Genomic DNA, 22,111 nt, shown 5'->3' on the forward strand with positions numbered 1-22,111 from the left:
TGCTTTCTATGAGGCGCGGCGCAAGGCGCGCCGCAGTTGCCGCTTGGCGCTCAGGGCGTCGTCGCTGCCGTCGGATGGCGGCGCCGGCACTGGCGCTGCCGCCACGGCGGCTCCCGCGCGCTCGCCGAGATGGGCCACGAGCTGGGAAATCGTTGTATATCGAAACAGGTCGGTGATCGACACGTGCACGCCGAGGCGCGCGGCCAGTTCGCGGCGCAGGGCAATCATCGAAAACGAGGTGCCACCCACTTCGTTGAAGCGCTCATCGTGACCGACCGATGCGAGGCCAAGCAGCTCGCGCCAGATGGCGGCGATCTGCCCTGCCAGCTCGCCGCCGGCACGGGCGACCGGGTCGGGCGCAGGCAATGCCTGCGCCAGGGTGGCCGGCACGCCACCGAGCATCGCCGCCAGCGCCACGCTGTGCGGGTCCAGCCCGAGCGCGGCCAGCACCGGGGCGGCGTCGTAGGCGCCCACCAGGCACAGGCCCAGTCCCAGTTCGGCGGCCGACTGGCGCAAGATCTGCGCCATGTGGCCCGCTTCCATCCAGGCGAACGGTTCGGCCATGTCGCCGTACAGCGCGCGCAGGGCGTCGAGCCGGGCAAAGAAGAACACGGTGAACGCCGCCTCCCCCGCCATGCGCTGGTTGGCCGGCACCTGGCAACCCGAGTCGACGCCCTCGCCCGGCCCGATGAACAGCAGCGCGTGGCGCGCCGGGTGGTAGTAATACATGCCGGCGGCCAGTTCGCCAACCGCCGCGCCAAGCTGCACATAGGTTTGCACGCTGTAGCTGTCGCCCGCCGACGGATAGCGGCGCTGCAGGCGCGCGCCGGCCTCGCTGGCGCCAAGGCCACTGAGCAGCGCGGCCAGTTGCGCCAGCGTGACGGCACCGGCGAAGTCGCGTACTGATCGCAACGGCGTTGCCGCCGGCGCGCATGGCAGCGCGATCGCGGCGGCGCCGGCCAGGTCGGCGCGCAGCCCTGCGCCAGGTGCAACGAGCGCGCGCCGCGCCGCGCCCGCAGCCACCAGCGAGTCGGCCCCGAACAGGCGTTCGAGCGCGGGCCGGGGCGGTGCGGCGTCGGCCACGCTGTGAACCGGTGCGGCGCCGGCGCGTGCGGCGAGCTGCTTGCGGTCGATTTTGCCGTTGGCCGTCAGCGGCAGCGTGTCCAGCGAGAGCAGGCGCGATGGCACCATGTAGGCCGGCAGCGTGGCCGTGAGCCGCTCGCGTACCTCGCCCACGCCGGCCGCGCCGGTAATGAATGCCGCCAGGCGCTGCTGGCCATGGGCGTCGCTGAAGGTCAGCGCCACCGAGCCGGTCACGCCGGGGCAGCGCTCAAGCGCCACTTCGACTTCGCCCAGTTCCACCCGGTGCCCGGAAATCTTGACCTGGCCGTCGGTGCGGCCCAGGAATTCGATGTTCCCGTCTGAGTAGTAGCGCCCCCAGTCGCCGCTGCGGTACAGGCGTTCGCCCGTGACCGGATGGTGCACGAAGCTGGCGGCGGTCAGTTCCGGGCTGCCCCAGTAGCCGGCGGCCAGCCCGACCCCGCCGATGTACAACTGGCCAACCACGCCGTCCGGGCAATCGTCCATGCGTTCGTCGAACACGTGGAAGCGCTGGTTGGCCAGCGGCTTGCCGTAAGGAATACTCTTCCAGGCCGGCGACACTTCCCCGATCGGGTAAGCGATCGACCAGATCGACGCTTCGGTGGCGCCGCCAAGGCTGACCAGGGGGAAGGACACCCTGCCCGGCAGGCTGAGCGGTATCCAGTCGCCGCTGAGCATGCCCAGGCGCAGGGTGGGCAGGTGCAGCCCGGCGCTGTCCTGGGTCAGCATGTGCAGGTGGCTGGGCACCGAATTCCACAGCGTGACCCGGTGCGTGCTGACCAGCTCTTTCAGGTAGGCCGGATCGAGCAGACCGTCCGCCTGCGGAATCACCAGCGCTCCGCCGGCCGACAGGGTGCCGAAGATGTCCCAGACCGACAGGTCGAAGTTGAGCGCGGACAGACCCAGCACCCGGTCCAGGGCGCCGACCTGGTAGCGCTCATTGATGTCGCGCACGGTGTTGGCGGCGGCGCTGTGGCGGATCATCACCCCCTTGGGCGTGCCGGTCGAGCCGGAGGTGAAGATCACATACGCCAGGTCGTCCGGCGTGGCCGGTCCGGGGTCGTAATCCATGGGTGACGTCGGCTCCGGCGCGGCGGCGATGCGCTGCACGCCGTCAGGCAGTGCCACGTCGTCGGCCGCCACCGCGTGACGGCAGCGGCCAAGGCGCAGCAGTTCGGCGACGCGGGCCGGCGGGGCCGCATGGTCGATCGGCAAGTAGGCGGCGCCCGCCATCTGCACGCCCAGTACCGCCACCACCTGGGCCCAGCCGCGCGGCAGCGCGACCGCCACCAGTTCATTGGCTTGCGCGCCGGCCTGGCGCAATGCGTGCGCAAGGCCGGCGGCGCGCACGGCCAGCTCGCGGTAGCTGAGCGTGGCGTCCGGGGCGATCAGCGCGATCCGCTCGGGCATGAGGGCGGCCTGTTCAAGCACGCGCCCGTGCAGCGTCTGCGCCGGCCATGGCGTGGCGGTGGCGTTGGCCTGGGCGCGCCGCTCGCGCTGGGCGGCCGGCAGCGGCAACGACAGCGGTGCGTCCCAGGCGGCGTCGCTGGCGGCCAGTTGTCCAATCGCCGCGGTCCAGGTCTCGAACATGGCCTCGGCCAGGCCGTCGGGAAAATAATCCTCGCGCACGTCCCAGCTCAGGTACAGGCGCCCTTCGTCGTCCATGATCTGGCAGTCCAGCGCCACTTGCGGGGTGCGCGTCATGCCGGTGACGAAGCGTCCCAGCGGGGCACCGGTGGCGTGCCGGTGCAGCAGGCTGGTAAAGACCACCGGCATGAGCGCGCGCACGCCGTGGCGCTGCCCCAGTTGCGCGGCGAACGCGATGCCGCTCATGTCGGCATGGGCCAGGTCGCTGGCCAGCTGGGCGGCGATGGCGCCCGCCCCGGCGGCCAACGGCGCGGATCGGTCGCAGTCGACCGCAAGCAGCACGTTGCTGCTGAATTCACCCAGCACGCCGTCCGGAATGGCGTCGGCCAGGTGCTTGCCGACGGTGAGGTTGAGCGCGAAACGCGGCTGCGTCGCCCAGCGCGCCAGCACCTGGGCGAAGACGGCGACGATGGCCGGCACGCGTCCCAGCCCGCGCGCGGCGGCGTGGCCCTGGAACGCTTTCCATTGCGCGCCATCGAGGCGCCGCTCATGGCGCACGAAACGCCCGCAGGGCGGCGCCACGGGCTTGACCGGCAACGCGGGCGCACGCGGGAAATCGTCGAGCCGCGCGCTCCAGTAGCCTGCGCACGCATGGTGGCGCCGCAGTTTTTCCAGGTGGCGCGCGGCGAAGACATCGCGGTAATGCCCCGTCAACGGCGCCAGCGGCGTTTGCGGATCGTCGTGGAGCCGCCCCAGTTCGCCCAGCAGGCGAAAGATGCTGGCGGCGTCGATCATGATCATGTCGAAGCCGAGCCAGAGCCGCATGCCGGCATCGGTACGCGCCGCCGTAACCCGGAACAGCGGCCAGCGCGCCGGATCGCTGCGCGTGTCGAACATCTGCGCGCGCAGGCGCTCCAGTTGCTGCGTCGCTGGCACCGCGCCCGTGCCGCGCAGGTCGAGGCAATCGACCGGGTAGTGCGGCACCGTGGCCAGCACATGCTGGCCGGCGCCGTCGAACACGGTGCGCAGGTTCTCGTGACGGGCGATCAGCGTATTCCAGGCGGCTTCCAGGCGCGCCAGGTCCCATTCGCGGCGCTCCAGCTCCCAGCATAGCCAGCATCCGGTGCCGCCCAGTTCAGGCAGTTCGGGGCCAACCAGATAGGCCAGCTGCAGTTCGGTCAGCGCAGGGAAGCCTGCCTGGATGGCGTCGTCGTGGACGGCCGGGTCGGGGGCGGCCCCGCTCACCCGCCCATCCCTTGCGGAGCGGCGCGCAGCTTGATGGCGGCACCGGCTCGAACAAGCCATTCATTCCTCGTTTCGACGTTCACGATTTCCTCCAAGTGCATGCAATCCCCTTGAGTTAATGTGTTCTCATCCATGTTCCGATACGGGTGGCGGGCGTCGTCTTTGTAATGCCACTTATCAACGACTCCTGAGTGGACTATGGATCAAAAAACAAGTTACGTAAACAACAATTAAGATGATTAAACAACTGTGGCTGCGCAGCGGCGCCGTGGACTGCCCCGCTCACCTGCCCGGCCCTCTCAGGGCGGCGCGCAGGCGCGACCCGCAATACATCAGCAGCGCCAGCGCGGCCAGGGTAAAAGTGCGGTTCTCATGGACGACGTCGGGAATGACATCGATCAGGTGCGCCATCGTCGCGTTGCCCGCGTATTCGAATTCGTATTCGATCACGCCAAAGGCGAACAGGACGGCGGCCGTGATGACTTGCGCAGTACGGGTTACCAGGCCGACAATTTTGTCGACAAAGTATTCGCCCCTGGACATCTGGGCGCGCAAGCGGAACATCTTGCTTCCCATTTCTTCAAGCTGCATTTGCGCTTCCGCACTGGCGGCGTGCATTTTTTCCACCAGGGTGAGCACGCCGCGTTCGCACAGATGGCCGACAGCGCGCTTTTGGGCGCCCTTGAAGTATGTCGACACGAGTTTCATGTAATTGACCTCGGGCAGCAGCGCCGCCAGCGAGGCATCGAGCGTGGCCCAGGTGCGGCTGATCTTCATGAACGACCAGCTCAGCACGATCTGGTTTTCGATCAGCACATTGCCCGCTTCGAGTCCCATATTGCCGATCGACTTTTCGTAGTAGGGCAACTCGGAATGTTCGGCCCGTTCGGACCAGGCCTGGTAGGTCCGCACCACTTTCGCCTTGACCGCCTCGATATCGATCGGCGGCAACCGGTCCGACAGCAGGAACAGGTAGTCGACAGCCATCGGGAAGTCTTGCTCGCCGACGCCCTTCATCGACATCTTGTAATACTCCAGCAAGGTAGCGTCATTGGTGCCGGCACTGCCGAAGTCGATCAACGCCAGGCGGCTGTCGCGTAACAGCAGGATGTTGCCCGGATGTAGGTCGCCGTGGAACAGGTTGTCCTCGAATAACTGGCGAAAAAAGGTCAGGAACAGCTTTTCTCCGACCTTGCCCGCGTCGACATGATTCTCCCGGCACCACAGGTGCAGGGCTTCCGGGTCCTCGCGGCCCATTTCCAGAAAGCTCGACATCAGCACGCCCGGCACCCATTCGAGCACCAGCAGGCGGCGCGTGCTGCAATCGAACACCTGGGGCACGTACACCTTGTGCGCGCGCAGCGACTTGCGCAGGCGCAGGGTATTCGAGGCTTCGTAGCGGTAGTCGACTTCTTCACGGAAGATCTGGGTGGTTTCCCAGAGCATTTCATCCCAGGTGAAAAAGCCCATGCCCGGCATGTAGCGCATGGATTTAAGCAGGATGCGCAACAGGAACAGGTCACGCGCAAAGCGCTTGTCGATGCCCGGACGCTGCACCTTCACCGCCACGCTCTGGCCGCTCGAGCGCAAGGTGGCGCGGTGCACCTGGCAGATCGAGGCGGCGGCCACGGGATGCTCGTCGAAATGGCTGAACACCACTTCTAGCGGCTGCCCGAGCTCGTCTTCAATGCAGCGGCGCGCAATGGCAAAGGGGAAGCCGACAGCCGCATATTGCAAGCGCGACAGTTCGCGGCTGAATTCCGGGCTGAGCAAGTCGGTGCGCAGCGACAGCAGCTGGCCGGTCTTGACCCACAGCCCGCCCATGTCCTCGATGATCGAGCGGATTTCCACCGCCATGGCCAAACCCAGCGGGCGGCCGCGCACGCGGTACAGGATGAGGCGGCAAATCCACCCGAGCAGGCGCGCCACCAGGCCCAGCGTCCTGGCGAGCGAGGCTGTTTCAAGGGGCCGCACCTCCACTGGCGCCTGTTGCCCGCGCGACAGCAGCGTCGATGGGATCAGGCGCGGGTCCAGCGTTTTCAAGCGGCGCCCCGGACTACACGGTCTTCCTGTTCGAGGCGGCGGCGAATGCTGCGTATGGTGCTGTAGACCAGCATGGCGCCGGCGATCACCGCAAACCATGTGCCGACCGGGAAATGTTCGACGTTCTGCGCATGCGCGGCGGCAACCGTATGGCGCAGCGGCGCGACCACGCTGGCGTGATGCTGGTGCAGGTAGATCCAGACCGCATACACGCCGCCGGTCAGCACGGCGCGGCCAACCCACTTGGCCAGGGTTGCCCCGACATAAGCCAGTTTGCCCGTGCTCGCGCGGAAGTTTTGCGCTTTTTTCCGCACCGATGCCGTTTCAAAGCGCACCAGTTCGCTGATCGGACCGACGATGCCGGCCACGGCTTTCCTGACGCCGCCGGCGAATACCGAGCGCATCTGGCGCGCCGCCGCCTTCTTGGCGAAGCGTTCCAGTTCGGTGCGGTGATTCATGCGCGGGCAGCACTGCGCGACGAGGGCGTCGGCGCTGCCCATGGCGTCCATCAGCTTGAACATTTGCGCGTCCAGCACGATGCCGTTGCGGTCGAGGATGGCGGAAACGTCGCGGGTCAGGACGAACAAGGACTTTTCCTCGTGGCCGAGGGTGTCGAGCACGGCGCGCGCGGCGTAATTGCGGACGGTGCGGATCAACTCGGCGCGCACGTTCGCCAGGTTACTGGCCGGCAGCGAATCGCACAGCAGGAACAGCATGTCGGCGAACTTGTCGTAGGCCTCGTTGGCCAAGGCGGCCATGGCCAGGTTGAAGATGGTGAGGAAACGCTTGTCGACCGAGGCGCTGGCGTCGCAACTGAGGATGGCGAAGCGGCTGTTGCGCAGTAACAGAATATTCGACGGCACCATGTTCTGGTTGAAAAAGTCGTCTTCGCAGATTTGCCGCAGCAAGGAATGGTAGACGCGCCGGCCGGCCACATCGAGCTCGATGCCGTTCATGCGCAGCCAGCCCTGTGCGGCCTGCGGGTCGCGTGCGCGCAGATCGATCAGCTCTTGCACGCTGGGCGCCGCAATATGTTCGTGCACGAGGATGTGCTTGCTGGTATAGGCGCGGAACAGGCGCGGCACATACACCTTGTGTTCGCGCAGCGTGCTGCGCATGCGGCGCCGCGCCGACGCTTCGTAGCGCAGGTCCAGCAAGGCCGGCAGGCGCTCGGCGTAGCCGTCGATGATATCGTCGAACAGGGTGCGCCGGGGACCCTTGACGCGGTGCTGCAGCCTGGCGATGAGCTTGAGTATGCGCAGGTCGCGTTGCAGCCTTGGCGCCAGGTGCGCGCGCTGGATCCGCACCTCGACCTCCACCTCTTCGCGGCGCAGCGTGGCCCGGTAAGTCTCGGTGTAGTTGCCCACGCGGACAGGCTGCGGGTCGAAGCGGGAAAACAGGGCCGCGAGCGGTGTGCCAAGGTCGCCCAGGACCAGCGCGTCGATGTCGGCCAACGTCATCGACGGCGCCGGCCGCGCATGCCGTAGCAAGTGCGCGCGCATGGCGGCGGGGAATGGTCCCTGGGGCTGGGCGCTGCGCTGCAACAGATCGAACCAGAAGCCCTGGTAGAGCGCCAGCCGCAAGCCAATGGCGTCGCCGCTGGCCCCCAGTTGCGCCGGGCGCAGCAGGCGCGCCACCCGGTAGCGCAGCCACAGGCGCAACAGCCCGAAGATCACCGTTCCATGGCTGTGCACGGTGTGGGCCGGCGCCGCGCTGGCGCCCAAAGCCGGCGGGCTTGCAGGAAATACCGATGGCAATTTGCCGCTGTCGAGCAGCCATGTCGCCCGTGTCCGCAGTACCGGGCGTGCGGCTGGCGACGCTGCATGGGTGGGCGCTTGCTGGCTCATAGGACCGATCACGCAGACATGAAAAGGCAGGCCGGCAAGATGCCAGCACTGACGTCAGGGCAAAAAAAGGGGGATGTGCGGGCGGGCGTCCGCAAAGCGGCCCCGCCAGACTTCACCGGCGCGTTATTTCCGCGTACTCTTCCAGGCTTGCTTTTGCGCTTTGCGCATATTGGCCATCATGTCGTACAGCCAGCCGTTCTTCTTCTTGCGATTGGACGTTTCGTGGCGCTCGGTGTAGATCACGGCACTGCGCGCCTGGGCCTTGCCGACACGGCGGATCAGTTTTTCGAGCGGACGCAGCAGCTTGGTGCTTCGTTTCTTGCGTCCCAGGTTGCGCAGATTGGTGGCAACGTAGACGTGGCCGGTCGCCGCATCCTTGCGCAGGATGGTAATGCGCCCAACGATAGGATCGAGTTTCAGTTCGGACATGAGATTCCCCCGGCTTAGGATTTGAACAGGGCTTTCAAGCCCTTCTCCCGCTTCTCGCGCACCACCAGCACGATGGGCTGTGCCGATACGGCGATCTGGCCGCTCTTCTTCAACTCGTCGAGGACGATGCTGATTCGATTCATTAACTTGCCCTCGCCACGGCGCAGCCCCTTGACCTGCTTCTTCTTGCGCGTGCCAAGATCGAGGATCAATGGCGCGTCATGTTGGGCTACTTCGGAGGTAATGATGACTGATTCACCTGACTCGTCGGAACTTTGAATGGACTTCATGAGAACTCCTTCGTTGGTACCTGCGCCCGTGCGCACGTGTGCTGGAATGATAGCATCTGTTTAAGATTTATCGCATGGCATGATAAAAAAATTCACATTTCATTGTCGATGTTGGTTTTTGTACGCGCACGCCATGCTTGCCAACGCTGGAGATAGCGCGCAAGCATCCCTTCGATCGTCCCGCCGCGCTTCTGGTCCGCTGGTGAGTCATGCAGGCCGTCCGCTATCGGCCCAGGAGCGGTCAGTTGCAATGTAACAATTCGCGCATGAATCACGTCACTTTCTCTTTACAATGGTGGAGTTAATGCTGATCAATTGCCGCGTGCCAAGGTGGCTTCACCTGGACAGGCGCCCTTCCCCCTATTCTCAGACAACAAATGAAAAAGAAACTTCTCGCGTGTTCCATGTTTTTCTTGGGAGCGTTCCTCAGCACTGCCAAGGCGGCAGACTGGTATGCGCCGCAAGACCCTTTCCGGGTGCTTGGACATACCTATTACGTCGGGACGGGTGGGATCAGTGCTGTGCTCATGACATCGCCGGCGGGACACATCCTCGTCGATGCCGGCGGCCCCGAGGCAGCGGCCCAGGTGGTGGCGCATATTCGCAAGCTGGGCTTCCGGGTCGAAGACATCCGCTACATCCTCAATTCGCACGCCCACCAGGATCACGCCGGCGCCATCGCGGACTTGCAAAAGCTGAGCGGTGCCACTGTGCTGGCCAGTCCGGCCGCGGTGCGGGTGCTCGAGAGCGGCCAGCCGGATCGGGGCGATGCGCAATATCCGAACCTGACGTCCATGCCGCCAGTGGCACGCACGCGCGCAGTGCGTGACGGCGAAACCATCCACCTCGGGCCGCTGGCCGTGACCGCGCACTTCACGCCAGGACACACCAATGGCGGAGTCAGCTGGACCTGGCAAGCCGAAGAAAATGGGCGGACCGTCAACGTCGTGTTTGCCGACAGCCTGACTGCGCTGGCCGCAAAAGGCCTGCGTTTCAGCGGCAATCCGCTGTACCCGCAGGCGCAGGCGGACGTCGAGCGTTCGTTCGCCACCATCGAAGCACTGCCCTGCGACGTGCTGGTCGCTGCGCATCCGGAAGCGGGCGGCCTGTGGGAGCGCAAGGCCAGACAGGCGGCACTCGGCGCCGCCGCCTTCATCGATGCCGACGCCTGCCGTCAGTATGCTGGCCAGGCGCGCGTGCGCCTGGCCCAGACGCTCCGTGCCGAGGCGGCTCCCGGCAAGGCGCCCTCGCCCCTTGCCGCACAAGCCGTCCCGTGAATGCCGCCAGCACGCTGCTTATCGTGGCAAGGTCAGCAGGCCGTGGGCCGGCCGTGTGTCGCTCGCGCTGAGCTTGAACGCTTGCGCCACCTGGGCCAGCGCGGCCGCGTCCTCCTGCATCGACTGGGCGGCGGCGGCCTGCTCGACCAGCGCGGCATTCTGCTGGGTCACATGGTCCATCTCGATGATGGCCTGGTTGATCTGCTCGATCCCGACGGTCTGCTCCTGGCTGGCCGACACGATCTCTTGCATGATGTCGGTCACTTTCCGGACGCTGGCCACCACGTCGTTCATGGTGGTGCCGGCCTGATCGACCAGCCGGGTGCCGGCTTCGACCATGTCGACCGAATCTTCGATCAGGGTCTTGATTTCTTTCGCCGCCGCTGCCGAGCGCTGCGCAAGGTTGCGTACCTCCGATGCCACCACGGCAAAACCCCGTCCCTGTTCGCCGGCGCGCGCCGCTTCGACCGCCGCGTTCAGGGCCAGGATATTGGTCTGGAATGCGATGCCGTCGATAACGCTGATGATGTCGACAATACGGCGCGAGGACGTGTTTATCGAACGCATGGTCGAGACCACCTCCGACACCACCGTGCCGCCTTTCTCCGCCACCGCCGACGCACTGAGCGCCAGCTGATTGGCCTGGCGCGCGTTGTCTGCGTTCTGCCTGACCGTGCCGGTCAATTCCGTGATCGAGGCGGTGGTCTCTTCAATCGAACTGGCCTGCTGCTCGGTGCGTCCGGACAAGTCCATATTGCCCCTGGCGATCTCGATCGAGGCGGTGACGATCCGGTCCGAGCCCTCGCGCACCTTGCCGATGGTTCTTTCCAGGCTGGCATCCATGTCGCGCAGGGCGGCCAGCAGCTGGCCCGTTTCGTCGCTGGAAGTTACTTCGATATGTTCGCTCAGGTCGCCCGTGGCGACACGGTTGGCCACTTCAACCGCGCGCCGCAAAGGCTTCTTGATGGAACCGATCACGATGTGCGACAGAAAGGCGCCCAGCAACAAGCCAAGTCCCAAGGTCGCCAGCATGATCTGGCGCGTGGTGGCGCTGGCCTTGTCGGCGGCCGAAAACGCGGCCTGGGCTTCGCCCTTTTGCTGCATCATGCGGGTCAGCAGGGCTGAACGGGCCGACTCGAACTTCTTCTCGGAGTCCACCTTGAGCTGGGCGCTGGCCGCCTCGTAGTCGCCGCTCTTGGCCAGGGTGATGACCTTTTCGCCGGCGACGGCATACTGTTCCCACGCCGTCTCGAAGATGCCGGCCTGGGTTTTCGCGTCGCCCGACTGCAAGGAGCGCTTGTAACTGTCCAGGCTCTTTTTCAACTTGGCATTGACGAGCGCCACCTCGCGGTAGGAAACCTCGGCCGCCTCCGAATTCTCCGCCCCCATGCCGCCAATCACCAGCGTGCGCGAGCGATACATATCGCCCAGCATCTCCCCAAGGCTGACCAGGGGCACGGTACTGTCTTCATGAATGGTGCGCATGCTCTCGTTGCTGGCGGACAAGCCGCGCAGGGCGACCAGGCCCACCACGGCCAGCGCGGTGAGCAGGGTGCCGGTCAGGATCATCAGGCGGGTGCTGATATTGACGTTGTATGACATAGGCGGCGGCTCGGCAAGGTTGGGAGGACTATTTCACTTTGAGGTAGTCGGCCAGCTTCTTGGCCGCGCCCGTGGGTGCGCCGATGGTGACCAGTCCGAGCGGACGCGACATGGCAGGCGCGTCGATGGTCTTGCTGTCGCCCGCCCCCGCCTTGACGTGCACGTCGGCCGCGGGCCCGAAGCCGCCGGGAGTACGCGATACCCAGGTGATCACTTCGCGCGGCGACTGCGCTTCCAGCGTCCCCTTGACATACTCGGCGCCATCCATGATGGTTTTCTGGAACACCAGGCTCGGAATCATCCCCGCCTTGGTCACCACCACCTTGACCGGCAGGTCGGCGCCGCCGACTTCTTTCCAGTTGGTGATTTTGCCCGTGGCCATATCCTTGAGCTGGGCCTTGGTCAGCGCACTGACGCCATTCGATTTGTGTACGATGACGACCAGCTCGTCTTTGCCGATTTGCGTGAACACCAGGTTGTCCGGGACCTTGATGTCCTTATTGGCGGCCTTGGCCGCCTTTTTGCCAGCCTCGATCGAGTCGGCCAGGGTATCGCCTACCGCCGCCACGCCGACCTTGCCCTCGAGCAGGGCGACCATGCCATTGCCGGTCCCCACGCCGTTGACCTTGATCTCGACGCCGGTGGCCTTGAGGATTTCCGCCGCGCGCGGCTCGAGTACGTCTTTTTGCGGGGTGGTACCGCCCGAAATTTCCAGCGCCTGGGCGCCGGCGTTGCCGGCCAGGCTGGCGATCATGAGGGAGAGCAATACGAAGGCAGGTGCTTTCATTGTGTATCCTTTATGTGGGCCGATCACCTGAAACGAGCATGTCAGCTGGGATAGTTTCCATGCGCCAATTGAAAAATCAATGTACGACCGCTTGAGGAAACACACAAGACAATGCGAATCGTGTGGGTGGGAAATGTGTCACGCTGTTGGAAACGTGCGATAGGCGCGCCTGTCGCGCTGCGCCGATGCAGCGGGACGACGCTGGAGCGCATCGGCCTGCAATGCAGCTGGCCGGGATGGAAAGGATGACGTTGCGGGCACTTACTTTTCACCGCGTCGGTCGCGGCCCGACGCCCTGCCCGTCCATACATTGAATGCGCGCCGGAAGCTGGCCCACCGATCACGATGCGCCATGTCGATGCGCGGACGATCGCCGTCACGCTGGCGCGGGACTAGCCACACGTCGAGCATATGTCGACCGGCGACGAACACCTGCGCTTCTGCGACTATAACGCTGCTGGCTTACCGGCCACCCATGAACGGGGCGGTGAGCGCTGCCTACCGCACAGTAATAATTTGCACCAAGCTTGCCCAGGGGGAGATTCAGCGTTCCACGGGCCGCCCACGTTGGGATAGCTCCTTGTAGGTGTCGGGCACCGACAGATCCAGGCGCGGTGCGATCCTGGCCATCACTTCATTGAAATTGTCGCGATCGATTTCCACCAGGCGGCGCGCCTTCAGCTTGAGCGGCGCCTCCAGCGGCTGGCCGGACAGATCGACCAGCAGGCCAAGCACCAGCGGCAGTTCCTTCTTCTCGACCGCGCCGCCGATTTCCACATCGTAGGTCATCTGAACGCGCGGGGGACGATTACGTCCCACCCATTTTTGCAAGCTCTCTGACATCACATCCGCACTGGTTGTTGGACTTGTGGATCAGACGATCAAGCAGGTCCGCCAAAGCGTTTCAACTGACCTGAAAGCACCGTCAACTCGTTTCCTCATTCGGGTAGTTCGGAGTTGATGGTAGAAGTCCGTTTGCACGTAACACACGTAGCAACACAAGGTCTCTCATCTACAACACTGCGTTCGACAGGGCCGGATCGTCGTGATACGATCCAAAAATTGCAGTTCCATAAATATTACAAAGGGACTATGACCGGTCGCCCCTCCCAAGTTGGCAACACCTACCCAACAAGGGCGCGGTTTCGCTTCGGAGCCTGGCTGGTCGCCCCTGCTTTAAACACCATCGACAACGCGGACGAAACGCGCCAGATGGAGCCGCGCACGATGGATGTGCTGGTCGCGCTGTGCCGCGCCAACGGTGCCATTGTCAGCACCGAAGAACTGCTGGAACAATGCTGGGGCAGCACGATCCACGGCGACAGTCCGGTCCACAAGAACATTGCCCAGCTGCGCCGCCTGTTGGGCGATAACGCCAATGCGCCGGTCTTCATCGAGACCATCCGCAAACGCGGCTACCGCACCGTGGCGGCGGTCGACTTGACGGTGGACGATGTCCAGGCGCCGCATTGGGAAAACGGTTCCCCCTTCCGTGGCCTGCTGCCGTTCGACGAAGCCCATGCCGGTGTCTTCTACGGCCGCGATGAAGCAACTCGCAAGTTGGCGCTAGCCGCCCAAACGCAGATCGACCATGGGCTCGCACTGCTGCTGTTGCTCGGTCCCAGCGGCTCGGGCAAAACCTCGCTGGTGCAGGCCGGCCTGTTCCCGGCCATGTCACGCGCCCAGGCCGGCAGCGGCCCTGCGCTGCTGGCCAGCACCGCCTTCGACATCGCCGATCAAGGCGAGCAGACGCTGTTCACGGCGCTGGCCGGCGCCATGCTCGACCTGCACTGGGACGACAGCTACGGTTTTCCTGATGAAAGCGCAATTGCGCTGGGCCAGCGGCTGGAACGTGATTGCACCAGCGTCATCAATCAACTGCACGCCGCGCTGGCGCCGCATGGCTCGGGCATCCGCTTCGCATTCTTTATCGACCGTTTCGAAGCGCTGTTCAACGCCAACCGCGTCACCGAAGCGGAACGCGGCGCGTTCCTGGCGGCGCTGGAACAACTGGCGCGCAGCGGCACTTGCCTGATCGTGATCGCCTGCCGCAACGATTTTTACCCGAACATCGCCACGCTGCCGCTGCTGATCGAAGTCAAGCCGTATGGTGGCCATGTCGATCTGGCGCCGCCCAGTTTCAGCGATATCGCCCAGATGATCCGCAAGCCGGCCGCCGCGGCCCAGCTGGTCTTCGGCGTCGATCCTGTCACCCACGCCAGCCTCGACGACATCTTGTGCGAAAGCGCCACCGCCAGTCCGGACGCCCTGCCCTTGCTGCAATACTGCTTGCACGAGCTGTACCGGCAGCGCACTCCCGACGGTGAACTGAGCTTCGACGCCTTCCATGAACTGGGCGGGCTCGAAGGCGTGATCGGCCGGCGCGCCGAGCAGGTTGTCGTTGGGCTCAGCGATGACCAGCGCGCCGAACTGCCGCACATCATGTCGCTGGTAACGGTGCTGGCGATCGACGAGGAGCTCGTCAGCAGCCAGCGCGCGCCCTGGCCGGCGCTACGCAGCGAGCAGGCGCGCGACACGGTGACGGCGCTGGTTGAAGCACGCCTGTTCGTCAGCGACCTGGCCAGCGGGACGCGCGTGTTTGGGATTGCGCATGAAGCGATCCTGCGTCGCTGGCCGCGCATGAGCGAATGGATCGGTGCGCACCGCGATGCCTTGCGGGCGCGCGGCCGGCTGGCGCAGCAGCTTGCCCGCTGGAGCGCCGATGGGCGCCGCGCCGACCTGCTCATCCCGCGCGGCAAGCTGCTGGACGAGGCCAAGGCGCTGCGCGATGCCGGACTATGGTCGCTGGAACCCGACGAATGCGAGCTCATCCGCCTGTCCAAGCGGCGCGCGCGCCAGTTCGAATGGGCGCGCCTGTCCGCGCTGGGGCTGATCATCGTGCTTGCCGTGCTCAATTCCGCGCTCGCCCTGAGCGCACTGGCGGCCAAGCGCACTGCCGAAGCGCGCCGCACCAAGGTCGAAGGCTTGGTCGATTACATGCTGGGCGACTTTGCCGACAAGCTGCGTCCGTTGGGCAAACTTGAACTGCTCGAAGGCGTCAGCGGCAAGTCGCTCGAGTACTTGCGAAGTTCCCAACAAGATGAACTGAGTCCGGCAGCCTTGACCCTGCGTGCCAAGGCCTTGCAAGTGATCGGCGAGGTCAGCAGGGAGCAAGGCAACGCCGCGCAAACGATCGCCGCTTTCACCGAGGCCAATGCCATACTGCGGCGCCAGCATGAAGCCGATCCAAAGAACACCCAGGTGCTCAAAAATCTCGGCGACAACAATTACTACATCGGGCAGATGCACAAGGATCACAACGACATGCCGGCAGCCGCGGCCGCATGGCAACAGTATCGGCTGCTTGCCGAACAGTTGCACTCGCTCGAACCTGACAAAGTGGAATGGTGGATTGAACAGTCTTACGCCCACAATAACCTCGGTTCCCTGGCGCTGGCGCTTGGCAAACCGGAGACCGCTGTACCGGAGTTTGCCGCATCGCTCGCACTGAAACAACGCGCACTGCAACGCGCGCCCGGCGACAAAATGCTGATCGCCGCGCTGGCCGACACCTATTCCTGGCAGGCGGCCGCCAGGCAATCCATGGGTGAGCTGGGGGCGGCGGAACAGCTGTATGAACAGGAAATGAAACTGGTACAGCAAGTGCGCGGGCGATTTCCCAGCGAGCCCATGTGGATCAATCGCTATGCCCGCGCTCTGCAGCATCGCGCGGTGCTCGCGCTCGCCCTGGGCAAGGATGATCGTGCGCTGGACGATCTGGCAGCCGCTGCCGCGTTGTTTGCCGACCTCGCACAAAACGACAAGAAAAACCGGGCGTGGCAGGTTGAACTGGCGAATGCCGAACAAGAGTATCTGATGATGAAATTACGCACCGAACCTGCGCAGCGCATCCTGCCTCAGTTGCAGCGCATTCACGCCAACCTGGTGGCAGAGAGCGCAATGAACCCGAAAAACGTCCAATGGATCAGCAACGAAGCTGTTGCCCGCTCCCGCGTTGCGACGGCGCTACTCGAGATGGGCGATCTGGAACGGGCGAAAGGCGAGATTGAAACTGTCATTGCACAGCTCCGTCTCGTACACGGGCGCATGCCTGCCAACTTGCAAATCCGCCTGTCGTTGACGGAGTCGCTGTTGCTGTACGCAAAGATACAAAAGAAACGGAAAGACGACGCCAATTCGATCATTGCGTGCAAGGAAGCCTACGCCGTGATTCAACCCAGCACCACCTCAACCAGGGATTTTCTCATTCTCGATCCCTGGAGCCGCTCGACGCTTTGTCTGCAACAATCCGTGATCGATAACATTCCTTGGCAACGGCTTGCACAGATCGGGTATCGGGACTCTCTCTACCGTAAGTTAATCCCAAGATAGGAAGATTCGATGAACGATAAAGTTGCAGTATTTTCGCAAGTCCCGGTGTTAGTTACCATCATGGGAGTGGATAAGTTTTCGGAGGTCTACTACACCTATGCCGACCCTGGAACTGGCATCCACTATGACAAGTCGCGCACGTGCAATATTAATGCTGTTTCTCCGTTTCAAACCCTGTTCGCGTTGGACTATGCCACATCGCGCAACGGTTGGAACATCACCAAGCCTGCCGAACGGAAGCCAACCCGATTACCTCCAACATCGCAGATAGTTACACCGCTAATTCCGTCGTTCCCGGACACCGAGGCCGGTGGCTTTGTGCTGATTACCCTCGATTTCACAAATCTGGAATATGAATTCGACCTCACTTTCTACAATCACATCACGAAGACGACGATATGGGATGATCCTCAGGAGGGCAATGTTCTCCAGCCCATCAAGCCGCGCGATGCTGAGCCCTATCAGGCCTCATAGTCGCACTGGAAACATCCTCACCCAGCATGTAATTCTGCAAGTCGGTACAGATCGCCAACGCCAGCTTCTCCTGCAGCGCGATGCCCAACTCACCGTGGCGGTCGCACTGCTGGATCCAGGCGATCTGCCCGGTATTGGCGTCGATCAGGCGGATCGTCGCGCGCGCGTACCTGGGCTCAGTCCTGACGCGCACTTCCATTCGATATTGCTCAGGTGAAGCGTCCGTTTCCGTGCCAAAGCGCTGGAACATCCGCAAGGCAAGTTCCTCCTCCAGTCCGGAAATAAAGTTCCTTGTGCCACTTTCCGGGGACGGGCTGCCTAGCGGCGTCAATGCCACCGATTTGATACAGATGGGACGTGTGCTCGCCGCTGATGTCAGCACGGGCACATACGTTCCCATAGGAATCACAATCTGCAAGCCGCTCACGTTGGCTGCGGTCGCGTAGTACTGCGCGAGACGGCCGCGCAGCCTGCCCATCTGCACCCGCACGACGGGATCGAAGCTCGTATCGTAGTCGCGCCCGTCACGCTGAAACACCTCAATACCGATCGCATATTCGCTGATCGATGCTTCCATCCCGCTCAATTTCCTCATCATCAGGAACGACAGCATGGCGCGCATGCGCGGCGCTTTCACGAAGATCGGACTGGACAGCACATGTTGCACGGCTTGCCATGTGGCGTCGCTTTGCACGGCGGCGGCTGTCAATGTCGATGCGTTGCTGGTGCTCGTATTCATGGTCGATCCAGTCGGAAAAGGGATTCAGGGAGTGCACTGATGTGTGCCTGAATTCACTCTAACCAGCTGCGTGAATCTTCACCTTACGATTACCTTACGATTTCAAGCCATTGATTTAAAAGGAAGTTGTTCTCGATTTCGGAAGCGGCCCAGAGCACACGCACTGGCCCGCAAGCCCTGCGCGGGGATGTCCGGTCACACACCGCCGCGTTACGGGATGTTACTTCACACGCCGCCCAGCCGCCGTCACCATCCCAGCATGGGCTGTCATCGAACGCCACTGCTGGCAGATGGCGCTGTGGCGCAAGCCGCAACACCCGGGGTAGCACGCGACGCAAGCGCCAATCCCGGCGCGCCGTGGCCTCCCGTCGGCGGGCCGGTGACAACCCATCCTTGTAGCAATCAACGTCCATTGGGAGAACAAGATGAAAACTGTTTCGGTATGGTTCAACATACTGATTGTCGCGTTGGGCTTGCTGTGGGGCAGTACAGCATTGGCCGTTGACTACCTCTCGGGAATCTGGAAGATCCCGGCCACAGGAGAACTCGGCGCCAGGCGCTACAACACCACGCGGCAGGCTTGCCAGGATGCGTGTACCGCTAACCAGTCGTGTAGCGGCTTCTATGCTTTCACCGACTGGGATACCTGTCAGCTCTATGGACCGGACGCCGACGTCGCCGCTCGCGTAGGACCTTGGTCGAATGTCCAGATGAACTGGAAGAAAGCCAGCCCGGACCCGCTTGCGGCCTATACGTCTGGCTACTTGCCCATCCCCAATAATGGCGCGCTGACGGATACGTTGTACGGTTATCAGCCGCAGCAATGTGCCAAGATGTGCAGTGGCAAGGCCGATTGCGTCGGTTTCCACACGATCACGACGTCCGACGTCTGCAGGCTATACGGCCTCGAGTCGACCTGGTCGAGCACCAATGGCCCGTGGTCGAACGCGAAGCTGTTCATGAAGGGAACCCAGCCCGCCATTCTGATGGTCGATGTCCATGTGATCGACAGTACCAGCGGCGGCAATGCCAGGTGGACCAGGGAGTACGCGCAGCAAGTGCTGGCCAAGGCGACCCAGGAAATGAACAATGGCGAAGTGGTGTTCAGCCTCGGCACCCTGGATCACATTGTCGACGACCAACTCTTCAATGGCCGTGCGCTGGACCCGATCTTTGTCAAGTACGACAACAGCGGCCGTCCAGGCCGGATCAACATCTATGTCGCGGCGCCCATGAGCAATTACGGAGGGGGCGTGGCGTGGGTAACGGTCACCTTGTCGCCCTACGCGGTCATTTCTTCGCGTTACGATTCCTTTAACTACTATGACGTGGAGGATACCGCCAGAATTTTCCTCCACGAGATAGGGCACAACCAGGGATTTGCGCACAACGGCAGCTTTTACAGCTATCCCTACGCAACCGACTGGTACTGGAGCAGCAGCCCCCTTGCCAGGCAAGTGTTCACACGCCTGGCCGCCTGGTCCAAGCTGCGCCAAAAGGGCTTCGACCCTAACCTCAAGAACAACAACTATAGCTGCGCCGTCAATTCCCCGCTCCCCGATCGGGGCACTTTCCCGGCACCAAACGTTCCAGCTGCAACGTCGCAGGAATGTGCGGCGCGCTGTAGCCAATCGACCAGTTGCGTGGCCTTCCATTCGTTCACCACGTACCCATCGTGCGTGCTCTTCGACGCGACGAGCATTGGCCACGCTACCCAGCCAGGCAACTCGGCCACGGAGATGTGCTGGAAAACGGCCGGCAAGAAATAGCGCCTCCGCGCCGGCCTTGAACAGGCCGGCAAGATATGCGGCAGCAGCACGCGCCATCAGCAGCTCGCCGATCCAGGCATGCACGACCAGCAGTGCACGCTGGACCCTCACGCTCTTCGGCACGCGCCCCAAGCAGCCATTTTCCAGAAGTCCGACATGTGGGGGCAGGTGGAGCATGTCCGGCGAATTCCCGATAAGCTGCCGATTTTGATCTGAATCAATCTTTTTTCACGGCGTCCCCTTTTGCATGAGCGACGGGTGCAGTTGCATTCCGTTTCATCCGGGGAGTTCGATCATGCCAGTACCACCGTCAGAAAGACGCATTATTGCGGATGCCGATATAGTCCCGTGCCGTCCAGTGTGACGGCCGTTCGCTTCACGGCGGCGCCGCGGCGCCTTCAATGCCGCCGTCCAAACAGCAAACCGCCGTGGGCGCGCAGCGATGAAGCACGACGCCAAACCATGGCACAGTCTGCCGATAGCCGCGCTACTCCGGCACGTCGACTCATCCGAGGCCGGGGGCGAGCGCGACCGCATCGATGGCGACGTGATGCGGCGCCCGCCGCGCCCGCTCGCCGAGCGCATGACCAACCGCAACTTCATGACGACCATGCTGTTGACCGGTTTTCTCACCGCCGGGGCGGCCTTCGGCGTCTACCTGTTCGTGCTGCGCACTGGCAGCGTGGACGTGGCGCGCTCGTACGCGTTCGCGGTGCTGGTCTTTGCCGAGCTGCTGCGCGCGTTCGGCGCGCGCAGCAGCTCGGCCGGTATGGCGTATTTCCCTGCGCACCAACCCGACGCTGGTCGCGGTCGTGATCCTGACGTTCTCGCTGCAGGTCTGGAGCCATCACAACGAGGTGCTTGGCCGCCTTCTCAAGACGAGCTTCCTGCCGCTCGGCCTATGCGGCGGTGCGCGCCGTCACGGCGGCGCCCACGCCGCTCTCCCATAGCAAGGGCAGCAGGCCCAGCACCGTGGCGGCCACCGTCATGACCAGTGGACGCACGCGCGAGGCCGCCCCTTCCAGTACGGCGGCGTCGACGCTCGCCGGGACAGAGCAACCGGCCTTGCTGGCGGTAGCCTTCTGCTGCCCAAGGCGATGGGCAAGCTCGAACCTCCCCCGACGGGCTCACCGGCGGCAAGGAGCGCATGCGGCGTCTGATCAATGTGCCGGCCCCGGACAAGCTCAATCTCGGGCCGATGCTCACGCGCCGCGTCAAGCGCGACGCGATCGAACAGGCCTGCGCGCTGTTTGCCAAGCAGCGCGACGGCGTGCCGAAGGTGGCCATCACGCCCTAAGCGTGCACGGCATCGGCGGCGCCCGACAGGATCGCCATCGCGTCGGCGATCGGCTCGCTCATGTCGATCCGATTGCTTTCGTGCGTGATGGTATTGCTGCTCACGATGCCGGCCACGCCGGCGGCGCGCAACGCGGCATGGGCGTCGCCCACGAACAGCGGATGGACGGCGATGCACCAGGGAGCGTTCAAGCCGGCTTCGTGCATGCGCGCGACGGCGGCCATCATGGTCATCGCGGTCGAGGCGATATCGTCAACCAGCACCGGCGTACGTGCGCGCCACGCATCGATAAGCGGCACCGACACTTGCACCTCGCGGTCGCCGTTCCTGGTCTTTTGCAGCAGCGTGAACGGGCAGCCGGCCTCGGCTGCCACTTCCGACACCCATTGCTCGCTCTCGGCGTCGGGCCCCACCAGCAGCGGCAGCGCCACATTGGCGGCGATCCACGCGGCGATCCGGGGCGAGGCGCGCACCACGCGCGTGGGCACGCTGTACACCTCGTCCAGATGATGGATCCGGTGCAGATGCGGATCGACCGTCACCAGCCAGTCGCAGGCGCAGGAAAGCAGGCGTGCGAAGTGGACGGCGGTAATGCCTTCGCCCGGATGGAACGGGAAATCCTGGCGCATGTAGGCCAGGTAGGGCAGCACCAGGCCAACGCCTCTGGCGCCCAGTTCGCGCGCTACGCATGCGGCCAGATACAGCGCGATTGCCTTGGCGTCCGGATCGGCCAGGCTGCACACGATGGCCACCTCGCGCCCCCGGACGTCGCACAGGTAGCGCAGCTCTCGCCGTCGGGAAAGCGCCGCGTTTCCCACCGGCCCGCCTCCCATCCGCGGGCCCGGCAAATCTGATCGGCAAGGGCTTCATTGCCCGGCATCGCAAACAAAATCGGGGTCATGCTGGCTCCATTGTTGAGTTGCGGATGCCGCGCGGCGGCGCCGCCCCATGCGCTATTTCACTTCCATCATCAGGTGGTGCTGGCCCAGCCTTCCAAGCCTGCCCTTGACACCGGCGGCCGGCGGCCGGCGCCACCAGCAGCGGACGGGCGCAGTTGAGCAAGACGAACTCAGGGAAATCGGAAGGCAGGCGCGGCAGGACTTCATCGGCAGACGCCTGGCTGATGGCGACCGGGTCGCAGTAGCGCGCCTGCAGGCTCAGGCCCGCCGCCGCTTCGTCGTCGACGCGGTGGCGCTCGGCTGTCAACCCCGTCCAGTACCCGCTCGGCTTCG

At 64.0% G+C, this 22,111-nt stretch carries 15 protein-coding genes and 4 pseudogenes; 6 read left to right on the forward strand and 13 right to left on the reverse strand.

All coding sequences use genetic code 11. The annotated features are described in order from the left end of the window. Positions 1-6: 6 nt before the first annotated feature. From PO883_RS10465 to PO883_RS10490, 6 genes are all read right to left on the reverse strand, one after another. Complete coding sequence (locus PO883_RS10465; protein WP_289309704.1) at positions 7-3,933, reverse strand: amino acid adenylation domain-containing protein; 3,927 nt, start codon at positions 3,931-3,933, stop codon at positions 7-9. 282 nt (positions 3,934-4,215) lie between these two features. Next, positions 4,216-5,976: an AarF/ABC1/UbiB kinase family protein gene (locus PO883_RS10470; RefSeq protein WP_289309705.1), complete on the reverse strand. Its 1,761-nt coding sequence runs from the start codon at positions 5,974-5,976 to the stop codon at positions 4,216-4,218. Further along, on the reverse strand, positions 5,973-7,823 hold the full coding sequence (locus tag PO883_RS10475; protein WP_289309706.1) for an AarF/UbiB family protein: 1,851 nt from the start codon (positions 7,821-7,823) through the stop codon (positions 5,973-5,975). The genes PO883_RS10470 and PO883_RS10475 overlap by 4 nt, the downstream gene beginning before the upstream one ends. Before the next feature lie 123 nt (positions 7,824-7,946). Next, positions 7,947-8,252 (reverse strand): hypothetical protein, encoded by a 306-nt coding sequence (locus PO883_RS10480; RefSeq protein ID WP_167088763.1) that lies wholly within the window; start codon positions 8,250-8,252, stop codon positions 7,947-7,949. A gap of 14 nt (positions 8,253-8,266) precedes the next feature. Continuing rightward, positions 8,267-8,542: a hypothetical protein gene (locus tag PO883_RS10485; protein WP_223165065.1), complete on the reverse strand. Its 276-nt coding sequence runs from the start codon at positions 8,540-8,542 to the stop codon at positions 8,267-8,269. Between the two features lie 92 nt (positions 8,543-8,634). After that, positions 8,635-8,817, reverse strand: a complete 183-nt coding sequence (locus PO883_RS10490) for a hypothetical protein (protein WP_289309707.1) — start codon at positions 8,815-8,817, stop codon at positions 8,635-8,637. A gap of 129 nt (positions 8,818-8,946) precedes the next feature. On the opposite strand from PO883_RS10490, the gene bla reads away from it, so the two are divergent. Next, positions 8,947-9,819 (forward strand): subclass B3 metallo-beta-lactamase, encoded by an 873-nt coding sequence (gene bla, locus PO883_RS10495; RefSeq protein WP_289309747.1) that lies wholly within the window; start codon positions 8,947-8,949, stop codon positions 9,817-9,819. A gap of 18 nt (positions 9,820-9,837) precedes the next feature. Here bla and PO883_RS10500 read toward each other — a convergent pair whose 3' ends face one another. From PO883_RS10500 to PO883_RS10510, 3 genes and pseudogenes are all read right to left on the reverse strand, one after another. Next, on the reverse strand, positions 9,838-11,421 hold the full coding sequence (locus PO883_RS10500; protein WP_289309708.1) for a methyl-accepting chemotaxis protein: 1,584 nt from the start codon (positions 11,419-11,421) through the stop codon (positions 9,838-9,840). A gap of 28 nt (positions 11,422-11,449) precedes the next feature. Further along, complete coding sequence (locus PO883_RS10505) at positions 11,450-12,208, reverse strand: substrate-binding domain-containing protein (RefSeq protein ID WP_289309709.1); 759 nt, start codon at positions 12,206-12,208, stop codon at positions 11,450-11,452. 579 nt (positions 12,209-12,787) lie between these two features. Then, positions 12,788-13,051: pseudogene (locus PO883_RS10510) on the reverse strand (type VI secretion system contractile sheath small subunit); the annotation flags it as partial. Positions 13,052-13,300: 249 nt separating this feature from the next. Between PO883_RS10510 and PO883_RS10515 the strand changes: the two are divergent. Together PO883_RS10515 and PO883_RS10520 are read left to right on the forward strand one after the other, a co-directional pair. After that, on the forward strand, positions 13,301-16,600 hold the full coding sequence (locus tag PO883_RS10515) for a winged helix-turn-helix domain-containing protein (RefSeq protein ID WP_289309710.1): 3,300 nt from the start codon (positions 13,301-13,303) through the stop codon (positions 16,598-16,600). Positions 16,601-16,609: 9 nt separating this feature from the next. Further along, the gene (locus PO883_RS10520; protein WP_289309711.1) at positions 16,610-17,074 is read left to right on the forward strand and encodes a hypothetical protein; all 465 of its coding nucleotides are present in this window, start codon (positions 16,610-16,612) and stop codon (positions 17,072-17,074) included. On the opposite strand, the gene PO883_RS10525 is transcribed toward PO883_RS10520, so the two are convergent. Beyond that, complete coding sequence (locus PO883_RS10525) at positions 17,037-17,813, reverse strand: hypothetical protein (RefSeq protein WP_289309712.1); 777 nt, start codon at positions 17,811-17,813, stop codon at positions 17,037-17,039. The two genes, PO883_RS10520 and PO883_RS10525, sit on opposite strands and share 38 nt — an antisense overlap. A 425-nt stretch (positions 17,814-18,238) precedes the next feature. Between PO883_RS10525 and PO883_RS10530 the strand changes: the two genes are divergently transcribed. Beyond that, positions 18,239-19,582, forward strand: coding sequence for a PAN domain-containing protein (locus tag PO883_RS10530; protein WP_289309713.1), 1,344 nt, complete (start codon positions 18,239-18,241; stop codon positions 19,580-19,582). A gap of 442 nt (positions 19,583-20,024) precedes the next feature. Further along, a pseudogene (locus PO883_RS35080) lies at positions 20,025-20,333 on the forward strand (cation transporting ATPase C-terminal domain-containing protein); the annotation flags it as partial. Between the two features lie 148 nt (positions 20,334-20,481). Here the strand turns inward: PO883_RS35080 and PO883_RS10535 are convergent. Next, positions 20,482-20,613 (reverse strand): annotated as a pseudogene (locus PO883_RS10535) (efflux RND transporter permease subunit); the annotation flags it as partial. A 116-nt stretch (positions 20,614-20,729) separates the two neighbouring features. Between PO883_RS10535 and PO883_RS10540 the strand changes: the two are divergent. Then, positions 20,730-20,879: a hypothetical protein gene (locus PO883_RS10540; RefSeq protein ID WP_289309714.1), complete on the forward strand. Its 150-nt coding sequence runs from the start codon at positions 20,730-20,732 to the stop codon at positions 20,877-20,879. Here PO883_RS10540 and PO883_RS10545 read toward each other — a convergent pair. Together PO883_RS10545 and PO883_RS10550 are read right to left on the reverse strand one after the other, a co-directional pair. Continuing rightward, positions 20,876-21,780: pseudogene (locus tag PO883_RS10545) on the reverse strand (ribose-phosphate diphosphokinase). The gene PO883_RS10540 and the pseudogene PO883_RS10545 overlap by 4 nt on opposite strands. Next, complete coding sequence (locus PO883_RS10550; protein WP_289309715.1) at positions 21,777-22,085, reverse strand: hypothetical protein; 309 nt, start codon at positions 22,083-22,085, stop codon at positions 21,777-21,779. Before PO883_RS10550 ends, PO883_RS10545 begins: the two are co-directional and overlap by 4 nt. Between the last annotated feature and the right edge of the window lie 26 nt (positions 22,086-22,111).

This window comes from Massilia sp. DJPM01 (genome assembly GCF_030348125.1).
Classification (GTDB): domain Bacteria; phylum Pseudomonadota; class Gammaproteobacteria; order Burkholderiales; family Burkholderiaceae_D; genus Telluria_A; species Telluria_A frigida.